Below are 25524 nucleotides of genomic sequence, written 5' to 3'. Positions count from 1 at the left end.
GGGCTGGGTCAGGCCGAACCGGTCACCGCGGCGAGGGCGTTCGCCCGGCGGCGGCTGGCGTACCAGACCAGGCCCGCCGTGGCCGCGGCGGCGCCGACGGCCGCGGCGGCGATCAGCGCGGGCCGGGCGGGCATGGAGAGCCCGGGCAGTCGCTGCTTGAGTCGGACCGGGCGGTTGAAGACCAGGACCGGCCACTCCCGGGCGATCGCCTCGCGCCGCAACGTCCGATCGGGATTGACCACGTGCGGGTGGCCCACCGCCTCCAGCATCGGGATGTCCGTCACCGAGTCGCTGTAGGCGTAGCAGCGCGCGAGGTCGTAGCCTTCGGACTCGGCCAACTCCCGTACCGCTTCCGCCTTGGTGGGGCCGTAGGCGTAGTACTCGATCTCGCCGGTGAAGCAGCCGTCCTCGCCGACCACCATGCGCGTGGCGACCACCCGGTCGGCGCCGAGCATCGCGCCGATCGGCTCGACCACCTCCGCGCCGGAGGTGGACACGATCACCACGTCGCGGCCCGCGGTGTGATGGGCCTCGATGAGCGAGGCGGCCTCGTCGTAGATGATCGGGTCGATGAGGTCGTGCAGGGCTTCGGCGACGATCTCCCGGACCTGCTGCACGTTCCACCCCTTGCAGAGCGCTGAGAGGTACTCCCGCATCCGCTCCATCTGATCGTGGTCGGCGCCGCCGGCCAGGAAGATGAACTGGGTGTACGCGGTGCGCAGCACCGCTCGCCTGTTGATCAGGCCGCCTTGGTAGAAGGACTTGCCGAACGTCAGAGCGCTCGACTTCGCAATGACGGTCTTGTCCAGGTCGAAGAAGGCGGCGGTGCGAGGCAAGGAGTGCGGCAAGGGCTGATTTTCCACGCCCCGAGCATATGCGCCCACCATTCGGCGTAAGGTGTGGCGCGTGGGTTTGCCTAAGAAGGCTCTCGGGTACACCATGGAAGTCACGGATCGTTCGCGACCGTGCTAACCCGGTCTGGCTCCTCCCCCCCCGAGTCGGACCGTGGGGACGACCCCCGCTCTCCCCCCCGGCGGGGGTCGTCGCATGTCCGGACGCGGTTCGCGTCCCTGCCTTCGGCCCCAAGTGATCATTCCTCTGGCCCCCTTCGCTCGGTGGGCCTGCGTGGCGAAGGCCCACATCTCCCCAGACGTGTGACGGTGCGTAGTCGTTCCGCGCCGCTCTGAACTCACTCGTGTGGGTGTCGGAGTTATTCACAGGCGAGTTCCTGTCCACAGTTTTCGAGCAAGATCCACTTGATTTCCCCTCATCGCTGCACGGTGATTCCGGGCGTGAAGTCCACGACCCGGGATTTGCGGTGAGAAATGGGTGGAGATCATGGCTGGATCGTTCGCCGGATCGACGGCGGGTACGTCGGTCGGCACTTCGTCCGGTTCCTCGTCCGGTGCGTCGGCGGCGCCGGTGGTGGACCCGGTCGCCGGGGCGAGGTGCCGGGGGCAGCGGGGCGGCTCCGGGATCGGTGCGAGGGCACGGCCGGGGCGGGCCCCGTCGGCTTCCGCCGGTGGTCGGCCGGGGTGGCGGGCAGACGCTCCGCGGTCCGGGGCCCTCGCTGGCGGCGGCCGACCACTGATCATCACGGAGGACCCGCTGCTGCTCGACGACCTGCTGCGGCTGTGCGCCGCCGCGGGGGCCGAGCCGCATGTGGCGCACTCGGTGCCCGAGCAAAGCGGAACCGCGTGGGCCCCGGGGCTTGGTGGAGCCGATGAAGCCGTCGGAGCCATCGGAGGCGTCGGATCCGGTGGGAGCGTCGGATCCGGCGGGGGCGATCGTGGTGGCGCGGGCGGTCGGGCGGAGCGTGGAGCGAGTCCCGGCGGCGCCGCGGGGGTCGGTTGGGAGGCCGCGCCGCTCGTCCTGGTGGGAGACGACGCCGCCCGGCGGGTGCGCGGGGCGCCCCGCAGGGACGGGGTGTTCCTCGTCGGTCGGGATCTGGACGATCCCCTGGTGTGGCAGCGGGCGGTGGAGATCGGGGCCGAGGAGGTCCTGTGGCTGCCGGACGCGGAGGGCCGGCTCGTCGACCGCATCGCCGATGTGGTGGAGGGCGCCGGACGGCCCGCCCTCACGGTCGGGGTGATCGGCGGGAGCGGTGGCGCCGGGGCGTCCACGCTCGCCTGCGCCCTGGCGGTGCGGGCCGCCGCCTCCGGGGAGCGGACCCTCCTGATCGATGGCGACCCGCTGGGCGGCGGGATGGACGTGCTGCTCGGGGGTGAGGGCGCGGAAGGGCTGCGCTGGCCGGACTTCGCCGGCTCGCGCGGTCGGGTCGGCGCTGACGCGCTGGCCGAATCGCTGCCGGAACTGCACGCGTTGCGGGTGCTCAGCTGGGACCGGGGAGACCGGGTGGTGGTGCCGCCCGCCGCGATGCGGTCCGTGGTGGCCGCCGCGCGCCGTCGGGGCGGGGTGGTGGTGGTCGACCTGCCGCGCCGCGTGGACGAGGGGGTGGCCGAGGTGCTGGCCCAGCTGGACCTGGTGCTGCTCGTGGTGCCGGGCGAGCTGCGGGCGGTGGCCGCCGCCGGGCGGGTGGCGGCCGGGGTGCGGATGGTGGCCCGGGACGTGCGGGTGGTGGTCCGGGGGCGGCTCCCGGGCGGGCTGGACGCCGAGGCGGTGGCCGAGCTGCTGCGGGTGCCGCTGGCCGGTGAGGTGCCGCTGGAGGTGGGGCTGCCGGGGCGGGTGGCCGAGGGGGAGACGCCCGGGGCGCGCTCCCGGGGTGCGCTGGCGCGGTTCTGCGACGGCTTCTGGGAGCGGGTGTCCGCCTCCGGCGGTCAGGGGGTGACGGGATGAGCGCGGGGTTGCTGGACGCGGTGCGCCAGCGGCTCGCGGAGAGCGGTGCGGAGCCGACCCCGGCCCGGGTGGCGGCGGCGCTGCGGGCCCAGGGGCGCCTGTTGGGGGACGCGGAAGTGCTGGGGGCCGCCGAGGAGTTGCGGTGCGAGTTGGTCGGCGCGGGGCCGCTGGAGGCGCTGCTGGCCGATCCCGGAGTGACGGACGTCCTGGTGGCCGCGCCCGACCGGGTGTGGGTGGATCGGGGCGGAGGGCTGGAGTTGACCTCCGTGACCTTCACGGACGCCGAGGCGGTGCGCAGGCTCGCGCAGCGGCTGGCCGCCGTCGCGGGACGCCGGCTCGACGATGCGCGGCCCTGGGTGGACGCGCGGCTGCCGGACGGGACGCGGCTGCATGCGGTGCTGCCGCCGGTCTCGGTGGGGTCGGCCTGTCTGTCGCTGCGCGTGGTGCGGCCGCGGGCCTTCACCCTGGACGAGCTGGTGGCCGCGGGGACGCTGCCGCCGGGTGGGCAGCGGCTGCTCCGGGCCATGGTCGAGGCCCGGCTCTCGTTCCTGGTCTCCGGGGGCACCGGGACCGGGAAGACCACCCTGCTCTCCGGGCTGCTGGGGTTGGTCGGGCCGGGCGAGCGGATCGTCCTGGCCGAGGATTCGGCAGAGCTGCGCCCGGACCATCCCCACGTGGTGCGGTTGGAGGCCAGACCGGCCAACCAGGAGGGCGCCGGCCTGGTCACCTTGGCGGACCTGGTCCGCCAGGCGTTGCGGATGCGCCCGGACCGATTGGTCGTGGGCGAGGTGCGCGGGCCCGAAGTGGCGGATCTGCTCGCCGCGTTGAACACCGGGCACGAGGGCGGCTGCGGGACGGTCCACGCGAATGCCGCCGGGCACGTCCCGGCCCGGATGGAGGCGCTCGGGAGCGCCGCCGGGCTGGACCGGGCGGCCTTGCACAGCCAGTTGGCGTCGGCGCTGTCCTTGGTGATCCATCTCGTCCGGGACCGTGGCGGGCGGCGGCGGGTGGCCGAGGTGCACGTGCTGGAGCGGGACCCCGCCGGACTGGTGGTGACGGTACCGGCGCTGCGTTGGGGACCGCGCGGCTTCGTCCGGGAGGCGGGCTGGGAGCGGCTGCGCCCGCTGCTGGGAGGGGTCCGGTGAGCGCGGGGACGTCGTTGGTGTCGGCTCCGGTGTTCGCCGCGGCACTGTGCGGCGGAGCGGCGGCCTGGTCGTTGGCCGGGGGCGACCGGGGGCCCCGGCGGGCCCGGCTGTTGCTGGCCGGGGCGGGGCCGGTGGTACCCGGTGGGCCGGTGCCGTGGGAGCGGGTGCTCGCCGCGGCGCGGGTACGGGCGGCCCGCCGACCGGAGTGGGGCGCGCTGCTGGTCGGGGTGGTCCTCGCGGTGCTGGGCCGATCGGTGATCCCGCTCGTCCTGGGCGCGGTGGCGGTGCCGTTGGTGCGCGGGCTCCTGAGGGTGCGCCGGCGGGCCCGGGCGCGGGAGGCGCGGGCCGCGGAGGTGGTGGCGCTGTGCGGGGCGGTCGTGGCGGAGCTGCGCTCCGGGGCGCAGCCGGGGCAGGCGCTGACGGCGGCGATGCGCCGCACGGTGGCCGGGCCGGGAGGTCCGGGCGCGGCGGAGGCGGGGTTGTTGGCCGCGGCGGCCTTCGGCGGGGACGTGGCCGGTGCGCTGCGGTCGGCGGCCCGGGAGCCGGGCGCGGAAGGGCTCGCCGGGATGGCCGCCTGCTGGCGGGTGTCGTTGGACGGCGGAGCGGGGCTGGCGGCCGGGCTGGAGCGGCTGGAGGGGGCGTTGCGGGCGGAGCGGGACCAGGAGGAGTCGCTGCGGGCCCAGCTGGCCGGGGCGCGGTCCACAGCCGTCGTGCTCGCGCTGTTGCCGTTGGTCGGTCTGCTGATGGGGACCGCGATGGGCGCCGATCCCCTGCGGGTGCTGCTCCACACGCCGCTGGGCCTGGGGTGTCTGGCGGTGGGCGGGGTCCTGGAGGCGCTGGGGCTGCTGTGGTGCCGGCGGCTGATGCGGGCGGGGGAGCGGTGATGGGCGGCGTCGCGGCCCAGCTCTCCGTCCACTCCCACCTCTCCGTCCACTCCCCGCTCTCCGTCCACAGGCTGGGGACGGCGCTCGCGCTCGCGGGAGCGGTGATGTGCCTGGGGGCGGTGCTGGGCGCGCGCGTCCGGGGGCGGGCGGCCCGGCGCAGGCTCGCGGTGCTCCTCGGGGTGGAGCGGGTGAGCCGCGGGCCCCGGTTCGGGACCCGGGTCCGGGGCGTCGCGGGGGTGTGGGCGGGGCCGCTCGGCGCGCTGCTGGCCGGCTGGGTCCTGGTCGGCGGGGCGGCGGGTGGGGCGGTCGGGTGCGCGGCGGCCTTCGGAGTGCGCAGGTGGCAGCTGCGGGCGCGGGCGCGGGCGTCGCCCGGGGAGGGGGAGGAGCTGAGGGAGGCGGCGCGTCAGCTGCCCCTTGCCGCGGATCTGCTGGCCGCGTGCCTGGCGGCCGGCGCCGGGCCGGTGGAGGCCGCCGAGGTGGTCGGGGAGTCGTTGGGCGGGCCGGTGGGCGAGCGGTTGGCCCTGGCCGGGGCGGAGCTGCGGCTCGGCGGTGAACCGGGCGGGACGTGGGGGAGGTTGGCCCGGCTGCCGGACGCCCGGGAGCTCGCCGAGTACCTGGACCGGGCCGCGCGGACCGGGGCGCCGGCGGCGGAGCAGGTGTCCCGGCTGGCGGCGCGGGTCCGGGAGGACCGGGCCCGGCGGTCGGGGGCCAGGGCGCAGCGGGTCTCGGTGCTCATCACCGCTCCGGTCGGGCTGTGTTTCCTCCCCGCCTTTCTCGCCGTAGGGGTGGCTCCGGTGGTGATCGGAATGGCTTCCGGTCTCCTCTCGGGCAACTGAAATCACATCAGTTACGAAAATTCACAGGAGGTTGTCGTGAGGATCATGTGGGTGCGTGTTCGGTCGGCTCTGCGGGGCCGCTGCGGGGACGCTGGAATGTCGACTTCGGAATACGCCATGGGCACGATCGCGGCGTGTGCGTTCGCCGCCGTTCTGTACAAGGTGGTCACGAGTGACGTCGTCGCGGCGGCGCTCCAGTCGACCATCGGGAAGGCACTCGATGCGCCTTTCTGATCACCGTTCCGGAGGCTCTTCCGGAGGCACTCCCGGAGGACCTCCTGGCGGCCCTTCCGGCGGGGTTTCTGACAGATCTTCTGATCCGTTTCGGGTCGGCTTTTCTGACGGTGCGTCCGGGGAGGCTGGGCGGTCGGGCGAATGGGGTGACCGGGGATATGTGACGGCGGAGGCGTCCTTGGTGATCCCGGCCCTGGTCCTCTTCGCGGCGCTGTTGGTGTGGGCGCTGATGGCGGCGGCCGCGCAGATCCGGTGCGTGGACGCGGCGCGGGCCGGGGCGCGCGTGGCGGCCCGTACCGAACCGGTCGAGGTGGCGCTCGCCGCGGCGCGGGAGGCCGCCCCGGCGGGGGCGCGGGTGGAGCTGGAGCGGGCGGGTGACCTGTGGCGGGTCAGGGTGAGTGCGCCCGCGCCGGGTCCGCGGGCCCTGTCGGTGCGGCTGGGGGCCCAGGCGGTGGCGCTGGCCGAGGACAGCGTGGGGGCGCCGCCGTGAGCCGGGAGCGGGGTTCGGCCACGGTGTGGGCGGCCGTGGTGGCCACGGCGCTCGTGGCGGTCTTCGGGGGCGTGCTGCTGCTGGGCCAGGCGGTGGTGGCCCGGCACCGGGCCGCGGCCGCCGCCGACCTGGCGGCCCTGGCCGCGGCCGCCAGCTGGACCCACGGCCCCGCGGCCGCGTGCGCCGCGGCGCTGCGGGTGGCGGTGGCCCAGGGGGCCCGGATGGCCGCCTGCACGGTCTCGGGCGAGGTCGCGGAGGTGACGGCCCTCGCCCCGACGGGCCCCTACGCCCCGCGGTCCACCTCGCGCGCGGGCCCCGGGCCGGACACCGGGGCGGGCCTGGCTAGGGCGGCGGCGGGGCCGCTGAGAGGAGGTGGGTGAGGAGACGGATGGCGCCGCGCTTGTGGAGGGGGTCGTTGCCGTTGCCGCACTTGGGGGACTGGATGCAGGACGGGCAGCCGGCCTCGCACTCGCAGGCGGCGATCGCGTCGCGGGTCGCGGTCAGCCAGGCGCGGGCCGTGTGGAAGGCCCGCTCCGCGAACCCGGCACCGCCGGGGTGGCCGTCGTAGACGAAGACCGTCGGAAGGAGGGTGTCCGGGTGGAGCGGCACGGAGACGCCGCCGATGTCCCAGCGGTCGCAGGTGGCGAAGAGCGGGAGCAGCCCGATGGAGGCGTGCTCGGCGGCGTGCAGGGCGCCGCCGAGGATCTCCGGATTGATCCGGGCCTCGTCGAGCTGGTCCTCGGTGACCGTCCACCACACGGCCCGGGTGCGCAGGGTGCGCGGGGGCAGGTCGAGCTTGGCCTCGCCGAGCACCTCGCCGGTGATCAGTTTGCGCCGTAGGTAGGAGACCACCTGGTTGGTGACCTCGACCGACCCGAAGCAGAGCGTGGCCGGGCCCCAGGGGATCGAGGTCTCGGTGTCCAGGACGGAGAGGGAGGTGATGTCGCGGGCGGTGGTGGAGAAGGGCGGGGAGGCCTCCTCGACGAGGGCGACCGAGTCCTCCAGGTCCAGGTGTTTCACCAGGTAGGTGCGGCCCTGGTGGAGGTGGACGGCGCCCTCGTGGACGGCGGTGTGGGCGGCCGCCTCGTCCACGGTGCCGAGCAGCCGGCCGGTGGCCGCCTCGACGATCTGCACCGGGCGCCCGCCGCCGCCCCGGATGTCGGTCAGGTCCGAGGCGCGCTCCCGGCGGGTCCAGTGCCAGGCCGTGGCCCGGCGGCGCAGCAGCTTCGCCGCTTCGAGCTGGGGCAGCAGGTCGCGGGCGGCCGGGCCGAAGAGGGCCAGGTCGGGCTCGGTCAGGGGCAGCTCGGCCGCCGCCGCGCACAGGTGGGGGGCGAGGACGTACGGGTTGTCGGGGTCCAGGACGGTGGCCTCCACCGGCTGCTGGAACAGGGCCTCGGGGTGGTGGACGAGGTAGGTGTCCAGCGGGTCGTCCCGGGCGACCAGGATCGCCAGGGCGCCGTGGCCGGAGCGCCCGGCCCGACCCGCCTGCTGCCACAGGGAGGCCCGGGTGCCCGGGTAGCCGGTGATCAGGACGGCGTCCAGGCCGGAGACGTCCACGCCCAGCTCCAGGGCGGTCGTGGCGGCGAGTCCGAGCAGCTCGCCGGAGTGCAGGGCCCGCTCCAGGGCCCGGCGCTCCTCGGGCAGGTAGCCGCCCCGGTAGGCGGCCACCCGGGGCGGTAGCGAGCGGTCGACGGAGGCGAGCCGCTCCTGGGCGATCAGGGCGATCAGCTCGGCTCCGCGCCGGGAGCGCACGAAGGCGACCGTACGGACCCCCTGGACGACCAGGTCGGTCAGCAGGTCGGCGGTCTCCGCGGTGGCCGTGCGGCGCACCGGGGCGCCCTTCTCGCCCCGCAGCTCGGTGAGCGGCGGCTCCCACAGGGCGAAGACGACCTCGCCGCGCGGAGAGGCGTCGTCCGTGATCTCGGTCACGCTCACGCCCGTCAGGCGGCTCGCCGAGGCGGCCGGATCGGTGGCGGTGGCCGAGGCGAGGAGGAAGACCGGATCGGAGCCGTAACGGGCGCACAGCCGTCGCAGGCGGCGCAGCACCTGGGCGACGTGGGAGCCGAAGACCCCGCGGTAGGTGTGGCACTCGTCGATGACCACGTAGCGCAGGGCCCGCAGGAAGGAGGACCAGCGCGGGTGGGCCGGGAGTATCCCACGGTGCAGCATGTCGGGATTGGTGAGCACCAGGTTGGCGTACTGGCGGACCCATTCGCGCTCCTCGACGGGGGTGTCCCCGTCGTAGACGGCGGGCCGGACCGCGTTTCCCAGGGGCCGGGCCAGCTCCCGCACGGCGCGCCGCTGGTCGGCCGCCAGGGCCTTGGTGGGGGCGAGGTACAGGGCGGTGGCGCCCCGACCGTTGGGCGCCTCGGCGCCGTCGGCGAGGGCGCTGAGCACCGGGGCGAGGTAGGCCAGGGACTTGCCGGAGGCGGTACCGGTGGCGACGATCACGGATTCGCCGTCGAGGGCGAGCTCGGCCGCGGCGGCCTGGTGTTCCCACGGGTGTTCGATGCCCGCCGCCTGGATCGCGGCTACGACGTCAGTTCGGATGCGATCGGGCCAGACCGCATGACGGCCCTCCCGAGGGGGCAAGTGCTCCGTATGGGTGATGCGCGCAGCTCGGGAAGGCCCCCGTGACAGGCGGTCCAGGACCGTGTCGGGGCCGGGTCGTGAGTCCGTGGCAGCCGTGGGCCGACCGGGACGGGGAGTATGGGACATCCGAAGTGAGTGTGTCACCGGTGTGCGGGACAATGGTCCCAAGGCGTCGTGCGCGCCTGCCGGTAAGTGATTGAATGCCATCGCGGCAGCCAATCCCTCCTCTACCTTCGGGTGAGGAGGCCCCTGGGGGGCGCCGCTCGATAGCAAGGTGCTGGAGGATCCGTGGACCTGTCCCTGTCGACTCGCACAGTTGGCGACCGCACAGTCGTCGAGGTCGGTGGCGAGATTGATGTGTATACCGCGCCCAAGCTGCGCGAGCAGTTGGTCGAGTTGGTGAACGACGGCAGCTACCACTTGGTTGTCGACATGGAGCGAGTGGACTTCCTCGACTCCACCGGCCTCGGTGTGCTCGTGGGAGGCCTCAAGCGCGTTCGCGCGCACGAGGGCTCGCTGCGCCTGGTGTGCAACCAGGAGCGCATCCTCAAGATTTTCCGCATCACCGGTCTCACCAAGGTGTTCCCGATCCACACCACGGTGGAAGACGCCGTCAACGCCACCGACTGACGGATCCCGCCAGTAGGAGCGGGGGGTTCCGGGCCATACGGCCCGGGCCCCTGCAAGGCACGCCCGTAGTCCGAGGGGGACGCGCATGGCCACCGTTGAACTCCGCTTCAGCGCTCAACCCGAACACGTCCGGACCGCCCGTCTGGTCGCGGCCGCCGTGGCGCGCCGGGCCGGCGTGGAAGAGGCCGTCCTCGACGAGGTCAGACTCGCCGTGGGCGAGGCCTGTTCGCGCGCCGTCGGGCTGCACCGCGGCAACGGGCTGACCGCTCCCGTGCGCGTCGTGCTGACCGAAGAGGAGAAGGTCTTCTCCATCGAGGTCGGTGACGAGGTGCCCGGGCCGCCCGGTGGCTCCGCCACGCCCTCTTCGGCCGACGCGGACGCCGGCCCGGACTCCGCCGCGGCGGTGGACGAGGTCGATGTCAGCGATACCGAGGACGAGATGAGCCTCGCGGTGATCAGCGGGCTCGTCGACGACGTCGAAGTGACCAGTGGGGAATCGGGCGGTGTCATCAGGATGAGCTGGCCGACGTCCGGAGCTTCCGAACTCCCCTAGTCCGCCCGTGTTTCTCGCATAGACCTCCCATAGATCTTTAATCCCATCTTCCGATATTTTTTCAAGGCCCTGCTGAGCAGGGCCTTTTTTGTTTTTCTAGATCGAATAGCGGCGATCCGGGAACGACGCGCGACCGGTCAATGGGTTTGCCCCATTACCACTTTCGAGGGTATTGGCGTGACGCGATCTATTGGTGAGGAGCAAGTGCAGGCCAATTCCGTTTCCCGCCCACTGTTTTGATCAGGTCGCGCTCCCTACAATCCGTCCACATCTTGGGCTCATCACGTCAAGGAGGACGAATGACGGGGCTCTTCACCCCTCTCGCGCAAGAAGGCACCGCTCCGCTGGCAGCGGCGGTGCTTACCGATGACAATCGGCTTATCGTGATCGTCATCGCCGCGGTGGCACTCGCGGCACTCGTGGTCGCGCAGATCCTGGTCCGCCAGGTCCTCGCCGCCGACGAGGGAACCGACCGGATGAAGGAGATCGCGGCGGCCGTCCAGGAAGGCGCCAACGCCTACCTGGGGCGGCAGTTGCGCACCCTCGGCATCTTCGCCGTCGTCGTGTTCTTCCTGCTCTTCATGCTCCCCGCGGAGAACTGGACCCAGCGGGCCGGACGTTCCGCCTTCTTCCTCGTCGGCGCGCTCTTCTCGGCCGCCACCGGCTACATCGGCATGCGCCTGGCCGTCCGCGCCAACGTCCGCGTCGCCGCGGCCGCCCGCGAGGCCACCCCCGCCGAGGGCGAGGCCGCCAAGGACCTCACCGAGGTCTCCCACAAGGCCATGCGGATCGCCTTCCGCACCGGCGGCGTGGTGGGCATGTTCACCGTGGGCCTCGGCCTGCTCGGCGCCTCCTGCGTCGTGCTCGTCTACGCCGCCGACGCCCCCAAGGTCCTGGAGGGCTTCGGGCTCGGCGCCGCGCTCATCGCGATGTTCATGCGTGTCGGCGGCGGCATCTTCACCAAGGCCGCCGACGTCGGCGCCGACCTGGTCGGCAAGGTCGAACAGGGCATTCCGGAGGACGATCCGCGCAATGCCGCGACCATCGCCGACAACGTGGGCGACAACGTCGGAGACTGCGCCGGAATGGCCGCCGACCTCTTCGAGTCCTACGCCGTCACGCTCGTCGCGGCGCTCATCCTGGGCAAGGCCGCCTTCGGCGACCTGGGCCTGGCCTTCCCGCTGATCGTCCCGGCGATCGGCGTGGTCACCGCCATGATCGGCATCTTCGCGGTCTCCCCGCGTCGCACCGACCGCAGCGGCATGAGCGCCATCAACCGCGGATTCTTCATCTCGGCGGTCATCTCGCTGGTGCTCGTCGCCGTCGCGGTCCTCGTCTACCTGCCCTCCAGCTTCAAGGACCTGGTCGGCGTCGAGGACGCGGGCATCACCGGCCACTCCGGCGACCCGCGCGTCTTCGCGCTCGTCTCCGTGGCCATCGGCATCGTGCTCGCGGCCCTGATCCAGCAGCTCACGGGCTACTTCACCGAGACCAACCGCCGTCCGGTCCAGGACATCGGCAAGTCCTCGCTCACCGGCGCGGCCACCGTCGTCCTCGCCGGCATCTCCATCGGCCTGGAATCCGCCGTCTACACCGCGCTGCTCATCGGCCTCGGTGTCTACGGCGCCTTCCTGCTCGGCGGCACCTCGATCATGCTGGCGCTCTTCGCGGTGGCCCTGGCCGGCACCGGCCTGCTGACCACCGTCGGCGTCATCGTCGCCATGGACACCTTCGGCCCGGTCTCCGACAACGCCCAGGGCATCGCGGAGATGTCCGGCGACGTCGAGGGCGCGGGCGCCCAGGTCCTGACCGACCTGGACGCGGTGGGCAACACCACGAAGGCGATCACCAAGGGCATCGCCATCGCCACGGCCGTACTGGCCGCCGCCGCGCTCTTCGGCTCGTACCGCGACGCGATCGCCACGGCCGTCAAGGACGTCGGTGCCAAGGCCGGGGACATGGGCCTGAGCCTGGACATCTCGCAGCCCAACAACCTCGTCGGGCTGATCCTCGGCGCGGCCGTCGTGTTCCTCTTCTCGGGCCTGGCCATCAACGCCGTGTCCCGCTCGGCCGGCGCCGTGGTCTACGAGGTGCGCCGCCAGTTCCGCGAGCACCCCGGGATCATGGACTACACGGAGAAGCCCGAGTACGGGCGCGTCGTGGACATCTGCACCAAGGACGCGCTGCGCGAGCTCGCCACGCCCGGACTGCTCGCCGTGATGGCCCCCATCGCGGTCGGCTTCAGCCTCGGCGTCGGGGCGCTCGGCTCGTACCTGGCCGGCGCGATCGCCACGGGCACGCTGATGGCGGTCTTCCTCGCCAACTCCGGTGGCGCGTGGGACAACGCGAAGAAGCTCGTCGAGGACGGCCACTACGGCGGCAAGGGCAGTGACGCGCACGCCGCGACCGTCATCGGCGACACCGTCGGCGACCCGTTCAAGGACACCGCCGGTCCCGCGATCAACCCGCTGCTCAAGGTGATGAACCTGGTCGCGCTGCTGATCGCCCCCGCCGTCGTGCAGTTCAGCTACGGCGCGGACGCCAGCGCGACCGTCCGCGCGGTGGTCGCCGTCCTGGCGATCATCGTGATCATCGGCGCGGTGTACGTGTCCAAGCGGCGCGGCATCGCGGTCGGCGACGACACCGGCAGCGACGTCGCCGAGCGGGTGGCCAAGCCGGCCGACCCCGCGGTGGTGAACTGACGGTACGCCGAAGGGCCCTCGCGGGGGCCGTGACGCGGGACCGAATGGCGGACGGGCGGCGCGTACTGACGCGCCGTCTGTCCGTCTTTCCGCTTATCCGGATGCAGACGTGTATCTTCCGGGCCGAGAGCCTTGGAAGGGACCGATCCGGTGAACAAGAAGTTTGCGGCCGCCTTGTCCGGCGGCGCGGTACTGATGCTCGTGCTGTCCGGTTGCGGTGACGACGGCGACAAGAAGACCGACGACTGGGCCAAGAAGGTCTGCGACAAGTGGCAGCCCGAGCTCAAGAAGATCGAAGCCGCCAACGCCGACATCAAGCGCGTGGCGACCGAGAGCAGCAAGCCCGAGGACGTGCAGAAGACCGACGCGGGCGCGTTCCAGACCATGTCCACCTCGTACAAGGCCATGGGTACGGCCCTGACGAGCGCGGGAGTTCCTCCGGTCAAGGACGGTGATGCGACCCAGAAGGCCGCCGTCAAGGGCTTCGAGGACACCTCCAAGGGCTATGCGGACCTCAAGACGAAGATGGACGCCCTCGATCCCAAGGACCAGGGCAAGTTCGCCGAGGGCCTCAAGACCATCGCGAGCGGCCTCGACCAGACGACCCAGGGCGGCAAGGCGGCCCTGGAGAAGCTGAAGGCGGGCGGCCTCGACAAGTCCATGAACGGCCAGAAGGGCTGCCAGGTGGCGGCGGCCCCGGAGCCGTCCAAGAGCTGACCGCCCGCCTCCTGACGGGGCGTACGTCGACCAGGGCGGCCGGGACCGGAAACGGACCCGGCCGCCCTGGCGCGCGCCGGGCCGCCGCCCGTGTCCGCCGCGTCGCACGCAATGTCGGCGACAGCGGCCACAATGGGCGGGTGAGTACCACCAGCCTTCCCCGCCTCCCCTCGCCCGCCCGCGCCGCCGCCCTGCGCGCGGCCCTGCTCGCCGCCGGCTTCACCGCCGACGGCCTGCTCGACCTGCTCGGCGCCCCCGCCTACGCCGCGCTGGCCCGCAGCGAGACGGTCCCCGCCCTGCGCGCCACCCGCGGAGACGGTCCGCTGGAGGGCTTGGTGCGGCTCTTCCTGCTCCAACGGCCCGTGCCCTACGACCGGGCCGCGGCCGCGCTGCCCGTCGAGGAGGCGCTGGCCGACGGCTGGCTGCGCCGCGCGGGGGACGACGTACACGCCGTGGTGGACGTGCGGCCGTACGGCGGCCCGGACGGCGAGGACTGGTTCATCGTCTCGGACCTGGGCTGCGCGGTCGGCGGGGCCGGCGGGATCGGCAGCCGGGAGGAGGGCGTGGTCCTGGGCGTCGGCGGGGCCTCCACCACCCTGGCCGGGATCACCGTGCGCACCCCGGTCGGCTCGGCCCTCGACGTCGGCACCGGATCCGGCATCCAGGCCCTGCACGCGGCGCAGCACGCGACCCGGGTCACGGCCACGGACGTCAACCCGCGCGCCCTGGACTTCACCCGTCTGACGCTCGCGCTGTCGGGGGCCCCGGAGGCCGAGCTGCTCACCGGTTCGCTCTTCGAGCCGGTCGGCGACGCGACCTACGACCTGATCGTCTCCAACCCGCCCTTCGTGATCTCGCCCGGGGCCCGGTTGACCTACCGGGACGGCGGAATGGGCGGCGACGACCTGTGCCGCGCGCTGGTCCGGCAGGCCGGCGACCGATTGAATCCGGGCGGATATGCGCAGTTCTTGGCCAACTGGCAGCACGTCGAGGGCGAGGACTGGCACGACCGGCTGCGCTCCTGGGTGCCGGCGGGCTGCGACGCGTGGATCGTGCAGCGTGACGTGCAGGACGTGACGCAGTACGCGGAGCTGTGGCTGCGGGACGCGGGCGACCACCGCGAGGACCCCGAGGCGTACGCCCGGCGCTACGAGGCCTGGCTGGACGAGTTCGAGGCCCGCAAGACCAAGTCGATCGGCTTCGGCTGGATCACCCTGCGCCGGACGGACGCGGCGGTCCCGTCGATCGTGGTCGAAGAATGGCCGCACTCGGTGGAACAGCCGCTCGGCGACACCGTCCGGGCCCATTTCGCCCGCCAGGACTACCTGCGCGAGCACGACGACGCGGCGCTGCTGGAGGGGTACTTCCGGCTCGCCGTGGAGGTCGTCCAGGAGCAGGTCGGCGCGCCCGGCGCGGAGGACCCGGAGCACGTCGTGCTCCGCCAGAACCGCGGGATGCGGCGCGCGACCAAGGTGGACACGGTCGGCGCGGGCTTCGCCGGAGTGTGCGACGGCTCACTGAGCGCCGGGCGCATCCTCGACGCGATCGCCCACCTGGTCGAGGAGGATCCGGTGGTGCTGCGGGACCGCACGCCGGAGGCGATCCGGCTGCTCGTGGAGCAGGGGTTCCTGGAGCCGGCGGAGCCCGCGGAGCCCTCGCAGCCGTGAGTTAACCCGGGGTTCGCCCGCCGTACGCCCGGGGCTGGAAGGGTCCGCACCGGGGGAGTCCGGGGGGACTTCGGCGGCGGCGCGCGGGGCGGGGGAATCGGCGTGGAAAGTGGTCCGGCGGTCTTCGCGGCGACCGTGTTCCTGCTGTTCGGCGCGGCCCTGCTGACCTGGACGGGGGCGCGCGCATGGCGCCGCGCGCCGGTCGCCGAGGGCGTGCGCCACGCCGTGGCCGTACCGGTCGCCGTCCTGGCCGGCGCGGTCTCGCTCGCGCTCGGCGCGTGGTGCCTCGGCCGGATCTGAAACCGGCGCGGGGGCGGGGCGCCGCAGGCCCGTGGGGCGGGCGGAGCGGCGGGCGCGAGCCCGTTCGCCAGGCCCGTTCGCAGATCGCCCGGGGAGGGCTCCGGGGGCGGGGCCAGACGGCCCCCAGGACCCCCCGCACGGTGATCGGGAGGGGGCCGCCGCGGCATCCGGGCGGCAGAAGTGGCACTTGTCGGGTTACCGTTCGAGTGGCCGTTGCGGGCTTGTGCCGTTTGACACGGGGGCGGGTTGTACCGTCACACTCCGCAGCGTCGCCGTACTGCGACCGAGTGCCGACCGGAGAGAAGAGCCAAGTTGTCCCCGACTAGCGAGACCGCAAAGGGCGGCCGCCGACTCGTCATCGTCGAGTCTCCTGCCAAGGCGAAGACGATCAAGGGCTACCTCGGCCCGGGATACGTCGTCGAGGCGAGCGTCGGGCACATCCGCGACCTCCCCAGCGGCGCGGCCGAGGTTCCCGACAAGTACACGGGCGAGGTCCGTCGTCTCGGTGTGGACGTCGAGCACGACTTCGCGCCGATCTACGTCGTCAACGCGGACAAGAAGGCGCAGGTCAGGAAGCTCAAGGAGCTGCTGGCCGAGTCCGACGAACTTTTCCTCGCCACCGATGAGGACCGCGAGGGCGAAGCCATCGCGTGGCACCTGCAGGAAGTCCTCAAGCCCAAGGTCCCCGTCCACCGGATGGTCTTCCACGAGATCACCAAGGACGCGATCCGCGACGCCGTCGCCAACCCGCGCGAGCTCAACCAGCGCATGGTCGACGCCCAGGAGACCCGCCGCATCCTCGACCGCCTCTACGGCTACGAGGTCTCGCCGGTCCTGTGGAAGAAGGTCATGCCGAAGCTGTCGGCGGGCCGCGTCCAGTCGGTGGCCACCCGCATGGTCGTCGAGAAGGAGCGCGAGCGCATCGCCTTCCGCTCGGCCGAGTACTGGGACCTGACCGGCACCTTCGCCACCGGCCGCGCCGGTGACGCCTCCGACCCGTCCTCGCTGGTCGCCCGGCTGAACACGGTCGACGGAAAGCGCGTGGCCCAGGGTCGCGACTTCGGTTCCACCGGCCAGCTCAAGAGCGAGGTGCTGCACCTCGACGAGGCGAACGCGCGCTCGCTGGCCGCCGCCCTCGCCGAGACGGCCTTCGCGGTCCGCTCGGTCGAGTCGAAGCCCTACCGCCGTTCCCCGTACGCGCCCTTCCGCACGACCACGCTCCAGCAGGAGGCCTCGCGCAAGCTCGGCTTCGGTGCGAAGGCGACCATGCAGGTGGCGCAGAAGCTGTACGAGAACGGCTTCATCACCTACATGCGTACGGACTCCACGACACTGTCCGACACCGCCGTCACGGCGGCCCGGGCGCAGGTCACGCAGCTCTACGGGGCCGAGTACCTGCCGGAGAAGCCCCGCGTCTACGCGGGCAAGGTCAAGAACGCGCAGGAGGCGCACGAGGCGATCCGTCCCTCGGGTGATCGTTTCCGCACGCCCGCCGAGACGGGTCTGACCGGCGACCAGTTCCGCCTGTACGAGCTGATCTGGAAGCGGACCGTCGCCTCCCAGATGAAGGACGCGGTCGGCAACTCGGTCACCGTCAAGATCGGCGGCCGGGCGAGCGACGGCCGCGACGCCGAATTCTCCGCCTCCGGCAAGACGATCACCTTCCACGGCTTCATGAAGGCCTACGTCGAAGGCGCCGACGACCCGAACGCCGAGCTGGACGACCGCGAGAAGCGGCTGCCGCAGGTCGCCGAGGGCGACGCGCTGACCGGCGAGGACATCACGGCCGACGGTCACTCGACCAAGCCCCCGGCCCGTTACACCGAGGCCTCGCTGGTCAAGGAGCTGGAAGAGCGCGAGATCGGCCGTCCGTCGACCTACGCGTCGATCATCGGCACGATCCTCGACCGCGGCTACGTCTTCAAGAAGGGCACGGCCCTCGTGCCGTCCTTCCTGTCCTTCGCCGTGGTGAACCTGCTGGAGACGCACTTCGGGCGGCTCGTCGACTACGACTTCACCGCCAAGATGGAGGACGACCTCGACCGCATCGCGCGGGGCGAGGCCCAGTCCGTGCCGTGGCTCAAGCGGTTCTACTTCGGCTCCGAGGACGCCTCCGAGGTGGTCCCGGCCAACGGCGACCACCTGGGCGGCCTGAAGGAACTGGTCACGGACCTGGGCGCGATCGACGCCCGGGAGATCTCCTCCTTCCCGGTCGGCGAGGGCATCGTGCTGCGCGTGGGCCGCTACGGTCCCTACGTCGAGCGCGGCGAGAAGGACTCCGAGGGCCACCAGCGGGCCGACGTACCGGACGACATGGCTCCGGACGAGCTGACGATCGAGTACGCGGAGGAGCTCTTCGCGAAGCCGAGCGGCGAGTTCGCCCTGGGCAAGGACCCGATCAGCGGGAACGAGATCGTCGCGAAGGACGGCCGCTACGGGCCGTACGTGACGGAGATCCTTCCCGAGGGCACGCCGAAGACGGGCAAGAACGCGGTCAAGCCGCGGACGGCCTCGCTCTTCCAGTCGATGAGCCTCGACACGGTGACGCTGGAGGAAGCGCTCAAGCTGATGTCGCTGCCGCGCGTCGTCGGCGTGGACGCCGAAGGCGTCGAGATCACCGCGCAGAACGGCAGGTACGGCCCGTACCTGAAGAAGGGGACGGACTCGCGCTCCCTGGAGACCGAGGACCAGCTCTTCTCGATCACGCTGGAAGCGGCGCTGGCGATCTACGCCCAGCCGAAGCAGCGCGGCCGGGCCGCGGCCAAGCCGCCGCTGAAGGAGCTGGGCACCGACCCGGTCAGCGAGAAGCCGGTGGTGGTCAAGGACGGCCGCTTCGGTCCGTACGTGACGGACGGCGAGACGAACGCGACGCTGCGGCGGGACGACGACGTCGAGACGATCACGCCGGAGCGGGGCTACGAACTGCTCGCGGAGAAGCGCGCGAAGGGCCCGGCGAAGAAGACCGCCAAGAAGGCCCCGGCCAAGAAGGCGACCGCGGCGAAGAAGACGACGACGGCCAAGAAGACGGCCGCCAAGAAGACGACGGCGAAGAAGACGACGGCGAAGAAGACCGCCGCCGCCACCCCGTCGACGGACGAGTAACCCGCCCCCGACACCCGAAGGGCCCCGCACACCGCGGGGCCCTTCGGTCGTCCAGGCCCCGGGCCGGACGGGCCGCTGTCCCCCCACTCCCACGGACGGGACGAACTCCGACGGGGCCGGGGCGGGGCCGGGCAGGAGGGTCCCCGCAGGCCGAGCGAGCCACCCCCGCCGCACCCTCCGACCCCCCGAGCGCTCGCGAGCCGAGGAGACCCTCCTGCACGGCCCCGCCCCGAGGTGACACCCCCGCGGTCCCGGCCCGCCGGTGTCCCGCGCCGCGCGCGTCCCCCGCCCCGCGGTGCCGGCCCGGCCCCGCCCCGCGGAACTGGGTCCGGCCCCGCCCCGCGGAAGTGGGTCCGGGCTCACAGCCCGAGCCCGTCCACAGCCCTCCGCACCCGCCAAGCGCAGCGGATAGGCTGGGCGGATGACGCGAGCCGAGCAGCCGACGGTCGTCACGGCCCCCGAGACCTCCCCTTCCGCCCCCACCTACGACGAAGCCCTCGCGGCCGACTCCCGCGAACGCGCGGTGCGCGCCCTGCTGCGCACCCCCAGGCTCCGCCGCCTGTGGAGCGCCCAGCTGGTGAGCGGCATCGGCGACATGCTCGCGCTGCTGGTCCTGGTGCTACTGGCGCTCCAGGCCGCCGTGTCGGAGGGCTCCTTCGGCGGCGGCCCGCGCGGCCCCGCGCTCGCCGTCGCGGCCGTCCTCGGCGTGCGCGTCCTGGCCACCGTGCTGTGCGGCGCGGTGCTGCTCGGCCCGCTGACCAAGCTCACCGCGCCGGGCGGCAAGCTCGACCGCCGCTGGACCATGCTCGGCGCCGACGGCGTCCGCATCGCGCTGTTCGTCGTGGCCCCGCTCTGGCTCGACTGGATCCCGGAGCACGCGCTGACCGTGCTGCTCGCGACCGTCTTCGTCTCCGGCGCAGCCGAGCGCCTGTGGACGCTGGCCAAGGAGAGTGCCGCCCCGGCCCTGTTGCCCGGGCCGCCGCCGGAGGGCGCGACCGTGCGCCCGCTGCCGGACCACCTCGACACCCTGCGGCGCCTGACCCTGCGCACGGCGTTCGCCGCGCTGCCGCTCGCCGCCACCGCGCTGCTCGCGGCCACCCTGGTCGGCCGCGCGATCGGCCTCGGCGTGGACTGGTTCGCGCAGAACCAGGCCGCGCTCGGCTCGTACGTCGCCGCGGGGCTCTTCGCCGCCTCCGTGTCGCTCCTGTTCCCGCTGGTGCTCCCCGAGTCGAAGACCCCGCGTCCGCGCTCCCCGCTGGAGGGGCTGCGCGCCCCGAAGGCCGGTGACCGTCCGGAGCAGGGGCGCACGGGCGCCATCCGGCTGCTCGTGCTCGCCTGCGCCGCGGTCGCCGGAGCCGTGGCCTGCGCCGTCGGCGTGGCCGCTCTGCACGCGTACGACCTGGCCGGCGGCCCCGCCACCTTCGCGCTGCTGGTGCTCGCGCTGGCCGGTGGCACCGCGGCCGGGATCCGGCTCACCCAGGCGGGCAAGGTGCTGCCGGCGCTCTCGCGGCGCCGCCTGCTGGCCCTGGCGGTGGCCGTCACGGGCCTCGCGCTGCTGCTGACCGGCCTGGTCGCGGACACCGCGACCGTGCTCTTCCTGACCCTGCTCGCCGGGACCGCCGCGGGCGTCGCGGCCAACACCGGGCACACCCTGCTCGACCAGGAGACCGAGGAGTTCCGCCGGGTCCGGGTCACCGAGCACCTGCACGCGGCCGTCCGGGTCGCGGTCGGCCTCGGCGCCGTCGGCGCCCCGGCGCTGGCCGCCCTGATCGGTGCGCACCGGCTGGTGGCGGGCCGGGTCGTCTTCGAGCACGGCGGTGCGGCCTTCGTCCTCATGCTGGTCGGCGCGCTGCTGCTGCCGGTGGCCGTCGTCGTGCTGATCAAGGCGGACGACCGCCGGGGCGTTCCGCTCCGCCGTGACCTGCGCGAGGCGCTGCGCGGCGGCGAGCCGGTGCAGGCCGCTTCCGGCACCGGGTTCTTCATCGCCCTGGAGGGCGGCGACGGCGCCGGCAAGTCCACCCAGGTGCAGAAGCTCGCCGACTGGATACGGAGCAAGGGCCACGAGGTCGTCGTCACGCGCGAACCGGGGGCGACCCCGGTCGGCAAGCGACTGCGCTCGATCCTGCTGGACGTCTCCTCGGCCGGGCTCTCGAACCGCGCCGAGGCACTGCTGTACGCCGCCGACCGGGCGGAGCACGTGGACACGGTGGTCCGGCCGGCGCTGGAGCGCGGTGCGGTCGTGATCTCCGACCGGTACATCGACTCCTCCGTCGCCTACCAGGGGGCGGGCCGCGACCTGTCGCCGACCGAGATCGCCCGGATCTCGCGCTGGGCCACCGACGGGCTGGTCCCGAACCTGACGATCCTGCTGGACGTCTCCCCGGAGACGGCCCGGGAGCGCTTCACGGAGGCGCCGGACCGGCTGGAGTCGGAGCCCCAGGAGTTCCACCAGCGGGTGCGGTCCGGGTTCCTGACGCTGGCCGCGGCCGACCCCGGCCGCTACCTGGTGGTGGACGCGGGCCAGGACCCGGAGTCGGTGGCCACCGTCGTCCGGCACCGGATGGACCGGATGCTCCCGCTGTCCGAGGCCGAGGTGGCGGCGCAGATCGAGGCGCGCCGGCTGGCCCAGGAAGAGGCGCGGCGGGCCGCCGAGGCGGAGGCCGCGCGCAAGGCGGAAGAGGCCCGGCTGCGGGCCGAGGAAGAGGCGCGCAAGGCCCGTGAGGCGGAGGCGGCCCGGCTCGAAGCCGAGGCGGAGGCCGCCCGCAAGGCGCAGGAGGAGCGGCTGCGCGCCGAGGAGGAGGCCCGGGCCCGGGCCGAGGCCGAGCGGCTGCGCGCGGAGGCCGAGGAGAAGGCCCGCGCGCTGGAGCAGGAGCGGTTGCGGGCGCAGGCGCAGGAGGAGGCCCGGCTGCGGGCCGAGGCCGAGGAGCGGCGCCTGGAGAAGCAGCGGCGTGCCGAGGAGGCCCTGCTGAAGGCGGAGGAGGCGCGCCGGCTGGCCGAGGCCTCGGCCGCGGCCGTCGCCGCCGAAACCGCGAAGGCCGCGGCGGCCAAGGCCGCCGCGGATGCCGCTGCCAAGGCCTCGGCCGAAGCCGCCGCCAAGGCCTCGGCCGAAGCCGCCGCCAAGGCCGCGACCGAAGCCGCGGCCAAGGCCTCGGCCGAAGCCGCTGCGAAGAAGTCGGCCGAGGCGGTCACGGCGCCCGTGCCGCGGGTCGACATGGCCAAGGAGCCGCTGCCGGACCGGCCCTCGGCCGCCCATCCGGCGGAGGGCGCCCATCCGGCGGACGCGATCACGGTGGTCACGCCGGTCGTGAAGCCGGACGACATCACCCAGACGGTCCCGGTTCCGAAGTTCTCGCCGCCGCAGGCCTCCACGCCGCCGGCCTCCCCGAACGAGGAGACGGCCGTGCTGCCGCCGGTCCGCGCCTCCGACCCGACGGCCCGGGTGCCGCAGCGGATCTTCCGGGATTCAGCGGGCGGCCAGGGCGGCGGATCCGACCGCCCCGGCGACGACCACGCCGGCAACGGCAACGACGTCACCCGGGAGCTGCCGGTCCTCGACGAGTCGGGGCGCCCGCGCCACCGGCCCGCGTGGGCGCAGGAGACCCCGATGGACGACCAGCCGACCCTCGCGGACGAACTGCTCGGCCCGCGCGGGCGCTACGAGGACGGCGACGAGGGCGACGGCGACGGCGCCGGGGGCCGGCCGCGCCGCCGCTGACGGCGGCCGGCCGGGATTGTCAGTGCACCCCGCCACACTGGGGGCACGTAGGGACACGTAGAGACACGTAGCGAGAGAGGTGGTGGGCGGCATGCCCGTATGGGACGACCTGGTGGGCCAGGAGCGCGTTCAGGCACAGCTGGCCGCCGCCGCCCGCGACGCCGACGCGCTGGTCACGGCCGATGCCGAGGGCATCGAATCGGCGACCGCGTCGAAGATGACCCACGCCTGGCTCTTCACGGGCCCGCCCGGATCCGGCCGGTCCACCGCGGCCCGCGCCTTCGCCGCGGCCCTGCAGTGCACGAGCCCGGACCGGGCGCTCGGCGGTGAACCGGGCTGCGGGTTCTGCGACGGCTGCCACACGACCGTGGTCGGCACCCACGCCGACGTCGAGATCGTCCGCACAGACCTGCTGTCCATCGGCGTGAAGGACACCCGGGACCTGGTCCGCCGGGCCCAGCTCTCCCCGGCCGTGGGCCGCTGGCAGGTCATCGTCCTGGAGGACGCCGACCGGCTCACCGAGGGCGCGGGGAACGTCCTGCTGAAGGCCGTCGAGGAGCCCGCCCCGCGCACGGTGTGGCTGCTGTGCGCGCCCTCGCTGGAGGACGTGCTGCCCACCATCCGCTCCCGCTGCCGCCACCTGACGCTGCGCACCCCGTCGGTCGCCGCCGTCGCCGACGTACTGGTCCGGCGGGACGGCATCGAGCCGGGGGCCGCCGCCGCGGCCGCCCGGGCCACCCAGGGACACATCGGCCGGGCCCGCCGGCTGGCCACGGACGAGCGGGCCCGTAGCCGCCGGGCCGCCGTGCTGAAGCTGCCGCTGCGGGTGGACGACGTGGGGGCGTGCCTGAAGGCCGCCCAGGAGCTGGTGGACGCCGCCGCCGAGGACGCCAAGCAGGTGGCCGAGGAGGTGGACGTCAAGGAGACCGAGGAGCTGCGCGCCGCGATGGGCGCCGGCGCGGGCACCGGCGGCCGGATGCCCCGCGGTACCGCCGGGGTGATGAAGGACCTGGAGGACCGGCAGAAGCGCCGCCGCACCAGGACCCAGCGCGACACCCTCGACCTGGCGCTCACCGACCTGATCGGCTTCTACCGGGACGTGCTCGCGCTCCAGCTCGGCTCCGGACTGGCCATCGCCAATGAGGAAGTGCGTCCGGACCTCGACCGGGTCGCCCGCGCCTCGGGCCCGGAGCGGACCCTGCGCCGCATCGAGGGCATCATCGCCTGCCGGGAGGCGCTGGACCGCAACGTGTCCCCGCTCCTCGCGGTGGAGGCGATGACGATGGCCCTGCGCGCCGGCTGAGGGGCGCGGCGGGACGCCGGTTGACCGGCTCACCCGTACGGGCAGGGCGCGGCCCGGCCGCGGCGGGCCCCGGTGCGCCGCGCGTCCCCCGGTGTCACCCCGCGGACCGGGCGCGGCCTCCACCTCGGGGGCGCCGGGCAGGCCGTACGCTCCGGAGATGGACACGAGTCGCCTGCTGCGCACCACCGGAACCGTGATCGCCGCCGCCGGGCTCCTGCTCTCCGGATGCACGTCGGGCAGCTCGGCCCCCCGAGCGGCCGCGTCACCCTCCGGAGCGGCCTCCCCGGCCGGGACCGGGGCGAGCGCCGGGGCGAGCCGGGGCGCGAGCGTGCAGGCACCCGAGCCCACGGCGATCCCGGCCGCCCTGGCCCCGTACTACGCCCAGAAGCTGAAGTGGCGCGACTGCGGCGCGCCCGGCTTCCAGTGCTCGACCATGAAGGCCCCGCTGGACTACGCGCACCCCGGCAACGGCCAGGACATCGACATCGCCGTCTCCCGCAAGGTGGCCACCGGTCCCGGCAAGCGGCTCGGTTCGCTGCTGGTCAATCCGGGCGGCCCGGGCGGCTCCGGCATCGGGTACCTCCAGGCGTACGCGGGCATCGGCTACCCGGCGCCCGTGCGCGCCCAGTACGACATGGTGTCCTTCGACCCGCGCGGCGTGGCCCGCAGCGCCCCGGTGGACTGTTTGAGCGGCCCCCGGATGGACGCCTTCACCCAGGTGGACCAGACCCCGGACGACCCGGCCGAGCGGGCCAAGCTGGTCACGGCCTTCAAGGAGTTCGCCGCGGGCTGCGCCGAGAAGTCCAGCCGGATGCTGCCGCACGTCTCCACGGTCGAGGCGGCCCGGGACATGGACGTGCTGCGCGCGGTCCTCGGGGACGCGAAGCTGACGTACGTCGGGGCCTCGTACGGGACCTTCCTCGGGGCGACGTACGCGGACCTCTTCCCGAGCCGGGTGGGCCGGCTGGTCCTGGACGGCGCGATGGACCCCGCGCGCCCGGCGCTGGAGCTGAACCGGGATCAGACGGAGGGCTTCGAGACGGCGTTCCGTTCCTTCGCCCAGGACTGCGCGAAGCAGCCCGACTGCCCGCTCGGCCAGGGCGGTCCGCAGGAGGTGGCGGCGCAGCTGAAGGAGTTCTTCCGCAAGGTCGACGCCCAGCCGGTGCCCAGCGGGGACGCGGCGCGCCCGCTGGGCGAGTCGCTCGCGACGACCGGGGTGATCGCGGCGCTGTACGACCAGGCGGCCTGGCCCCAGCTGCGCGAGGCGATCAAGGACGCCAAGAACGGCGAGGGACAGGGGCTGCTCGGGCTCGCGGACAGCTATTACGAGCGGGACGCCAAGGGCACGTACGCCAATCTGATGTTCGCCAACGCCGCGGTGAACTGCCTGGACCAGCCCGCCGCCTTCACCACCCCGGAGGACGTCGACAAGGCCCTGCCGTCCTTCGAGAAGGCCTCCCCGGTCTTCGGCGCGGGCCTCGCCTGGGCCTCGCTGAACTGCGCGTACTGGCCGGTCAAGGCTTCCGGCACGGCGCACCGCGCGGAGGCGAAGGGCGCGGCCCCGATCGTCGTCGTCGGCACCGTCCGGGACCCGGCGACCCCGTACAAGTGGGCCCAGGCCCTCGCGGAGCAGCTCGACTCCGGCGTCCTGCTCACCTACGACGGCGACGGCCACACGGCCTACGGCCGCGGCAGCGACTGCATCGACACGGCGATCAACCAGTACCTCCTGGAGGGCACCCCTCCGCAGGCCGGCAAGAAGTGCTGACCCCCCTCCCGACAGCCCCCCGCCGACCTGGTGCGGGGCACCCGGTTTAACCCTGTAGACTTGGCGCCGCTGCTGATGAGAGCCTCCCTC

The 25524-nt window shown here is 73.7% G+C and carries 19 protein-coding genes; 17 read left to right on the top strand and 2 right to left on the bottom strand.

Features of this window, described 5'->3' with window-relative positions; all coding sequences use genetic code 11:
• Positions 1-8: 8 nt before the first annotated feature.
• Positions 9-887 (bottom strand): HAD family hydrolase, encoded by an 879-nt coding sequence (locus ACZ4UB_RS19250; protein ID WP_354380695.1) that lies wholly within the window; start codon positions 885-887, stop codon positions 9-11.
• 700 nt (positions 888-1587) lie between these two features.
• On the opposite strand from ACZ4UB_RS19250, the gene ssd reads away from it, so the two are divergent.
• From ssd to ACZ4UB_RS19215, 7 genes are all read left to right on the top strand, one after another.
• A complete protein-coding gene (gene ssd, locus ACZ4UB_RS19245) occupies positions 1588-2796 on the top strand; it encodes a septum site-determining protein Ssd (protein ID WP_468071662.1) in 1209 nt (402 codons plus the stop codon).
• Entirely contained in the window at positions 2793-3941 is a 1149-nt protein-coding gene (locus tag ACZ4UB_RS19240) for a TadA family conjugal transfer-associated ATPase (protein WP_468071563.1), read from the top strand. The genes ssd and ACZ4UB_RS19240 overlap by 4 nt, the downstream gene beginning before the upstream one ends.
• A complete protein-coding gene (locus ACZ4UB_RS19235) occupies positions 3938-4825 on the top strand; it encodes a type II secretion system F family protein (RefSeq protein ID WP_468071561.1) in 888 nt (295 codons plus the stop codon). Before ACZ4UB_RS19240 ends, ACZ4UB_RS19235 begins: the two co-directional genes overlap by 4 nt.
• Positions 4826-4929: 104 nt before the next feature.
• Positions 4930-5661 carry a type II secretion system F family protein gene (locus ACZ4UB_RS19230; RefSeq protein ID WP_468071660.1) on the top strand — a complete coding sequence of 244 codons (732 nt, stop codon included), beginning with the start codon at positions 4930-4932 and terminating at the stop codon, positions 5659-5661.
• Between the two features lie 45 nt (positions 5662-5706).
• Positions 5707-5895 carry a DUF4244 domain-containing protein gene (locus tag ACZ4UB_RS19225; protein ID WP_385779099.1) on the top strand — a complete coding sequence of 63 codons (189 nt, stop codon included), beginning with the start codon at positions 5707-5709 and terminating at the stop codon, positions 5893-5895.
• A gap of 181 nt (positions 5896-6076) precedes the next feature.
• A complete protein-coding gene (locus ACZ4UB_RS19220) occupies positions 6077-6385 on the top strand; it encodes a TadE family type IV pilus minor pilin (protein ID WP_468071658.1) in 309 nt (102 codons plus the stop codon).
• Complete coding sequence (locus ACZ4UB_RS19215) at positions 6382-6765, top strand: Rv3654c family TadE-like protein (RefSeq protein WP_468071559.1); 384 nt, start codon at positions 6382-6384, stop codon at positions 6763-6765. Before ACZ4UB_RS19220 ends, ACZ4UB_RS19215 begins: the two co-directional genes overlap by 4 nt.
• On the opposite strand, the gene ACZ4UB_RS19210 is transcribed toward ACZ4UB_RS19215, so the two are convergent.
• Positions 6728-9184 (bottom strand): DEAD/DEAH box helicase, encoded by a 2457-nt coding sequence (locus ACZ4UB_RS19210; RefSeq protein WP_468071557.1) that lies wholly within the window; start codon positions 9182-9184, stop codon positions 6728-6730. The genes ACZ4UB_RS19215 and ACZ4UB_RS19210 overlap by 38 nt on opposite strands.
• A gap of 81 nt (positions 9185-9265) precedes the next feature.
• Here ACZ4UB_RS19210 and bldG point away from each other — a divergent pair, with 81 nt between their 5' ends.
• The 10 genes from bldG to ACZ4UB_RS19160 all read left to right on the top strand — a co-directional run bounded on the left by bldG (position 9266) and on the right by ACZ4UB_RS19160 (position 25434).
• Positions 9266-9607, top strand: a complete 342-nt coding sequence (bldG, locus tag ACZ4UB_RS19205; RefSeq protein WP_008743037.1) for an anti-sigma factor antagonist BldG — start codon at positions 9266-9268, stop codon at positions 9605-9607.
• A gap of 85 nt (positions 9608-9692) precedes the next feature.
• Positions 9693-10160 (top strand): ATP-binding protein, encoded by a 468-nt coding sequence (locus ACZ4UB_RS19200; protein ID WP_468071555.1) that lies wholly within the window; start codon positions 9693-9695, stop codon positions 10158-10160.
• A 299-nt stretch (positions 10161-10459) separates the two neighbouring features.
• Positions 10460-12862, top strand: a complete 2403-nt coding sequence (locus tag ACZ4UB_RS19195; RefSeq protein WP_468071553.1) for a sodium-translocating pyrophosphatase — start codon at positions 10460-10462, stop codon at positions 12860-12862.
• 150 nt (positions 12863-13012) lie between these two features.
• Positions 13013-13579, top strand: coding sequence for a small secreted protein (locus ACZ4UB_RS19190; RefSeq protein ID WP_468071551.1), 567 nt, complete (start codon positions 13013-13015; stop codon positions 13577-13579).
• Between the two features lie 140 nt (positions 13580-13719).
• Complete coding sequence (locus ACZ4UB_RS19185; RefSeq protein WP_468071549.1) at positions 13720-15246, top strand: DUF7059 domain-containing protein; 1527 nt, start codon at positions 13720-13722, stop codon at positions 15244-15246.
• 102 nt (positions 15247-15348) lie between these two features.
• On the top strand, positions 15349-15546 hold the full coding sequence (locus tag ACZ4UB_RS19180) for a hypothetical protein (protein WP_354380684.1): 198 nt from the start codon (positions 15349-15351) through the stop codon (positions 15544-15546).
• 312 nt (positions 15547-15858) lie between these two features.
• Positions 15859-18648: a type I DNA topoisomerase gene (gene topA / locus ACZ4UB_RS19175; RefSeq protein WP_468071547.1), complete on the top strand. Its 2790-nt coding sequence runs from the start codon at positions 15859-15861 to the stop codon at positions 18646-18648.
• A gap of 421 nt (positions 18649-19069) precedes the next feature.
• Complete coding sequence (tmk, locus tag ACZ4UB_RS19170; protein ID WP_468071545.1) at positions 19070-22363, top strand: dTMP kinase; 3294 nt, start codon at positions 19070-19072, stop codon at positions 22361-22363.
• 91 nt (positions 22364-22454) lie between these two features.
• Entirely contained in the window at positions 22455-23666 is a 1212-nt protein-coding gene (locus ACZ4UB_RS19165) for a DNA polymerase III subunit delta' (protein ID WP_468071543.1), read from the top strand.
• A 157-nt stretch (positions 23667-23823) separates the two neighbouring features.
• The gene (locus tag ACZ4UB_RS19160; RefSeq protein ID WP_468071541.1) at positions 23824-25434 is read left to right on the top strand and encodes an alpha/beta hydrolase; all 1611 of its coding nucleotides are present in this window, start codon (positions 23824-23826) and stop codon (positions 25432-25434) included.
• Positions 25435-25524: the final 90 nt, after the last annotated feature.

It is taken from the genome of Streptomyces sp. NPDC028419 (genome assembly GCF_055565515.1).
This window is presented reverse-complemented; position numbering and strand designations above follow the sequence as displayed.

Bases quoted from the DNA above. Each gene is read 5' to 3' on its own strand.
- ACZ4UB_RS19160 (WP_468071541.1), top strand. From the start codon at position 23,824: ATGGACACGAGTCGCCTGCTGCGCACCACCGGAACCGTGATCGCCGCC.
- ACZ4UB_RS19225 (WP_385779099.1), top strand. From the start codon at position 5,707: ATGTGGGTGCGTGTTCGGTCGGCTCTGCGGGGCCGCTGCGGGGACGCT.
- ACZ4UB_RS19250 (WP_354380695.1), bottom strand. From the start codon at position 887: ATGGTGGGCGCATATGCTCGGGGCGTGGAAAATCAGCCCTTGCCGCAC.
- ACZ4UB_RS19195 (WP_468071553.1), top strand. From the start codon at position 10,460: ATGACGGGGCTCTTCACCCCTCTCGCGCAAGAAGGCACCGCTCCGCTG.
- ACZ4UB_RS19240 (WP_468071563.1), top strand. From the start codon at position 2,793: ATGAGCGCGGGGTTGCTGGACGCGGTGCGCCAGCGGCTCGCGGAGAGC.
- ACZ4UB_RS19230 (WP_468071660.1), top strand. From the start codon at position 4,930: ATGTGCCTGGGGGCGGTGCTGGGCGCGCGCGTCCGGGGGCGGGCGGCC.
- ACZ4UB_RS19210 (WP_468071557.1), bottom strand. From the start codon at position 9,184: ATGGCATTCAATCACTTACCGGCAGGCGCGCACGACGCCTTGGGACCA.
- ACZ4UB_RS19165 (WP_468071543.1), top strand. From the start codon at position 22,455: ATGCCCGTATGGGACGACCTGGTGGGCCAGGAGCGCGTTCAGGCACAG.
- tmk (WP_468071545.1), top strand. From the start codon at position 19,070: ATGACGCGAGCCGAGCAGCCGACGGTCGTCACGGCCCCCGAGACCTCC.
- ACZ4UB_RS19200 (WP_468071555.1), top strand. From the start codon at position 9,693: ATGGCCACCGTTGAACTCCGCTTCAGCGCTCAACCCGAACACGTCCGG.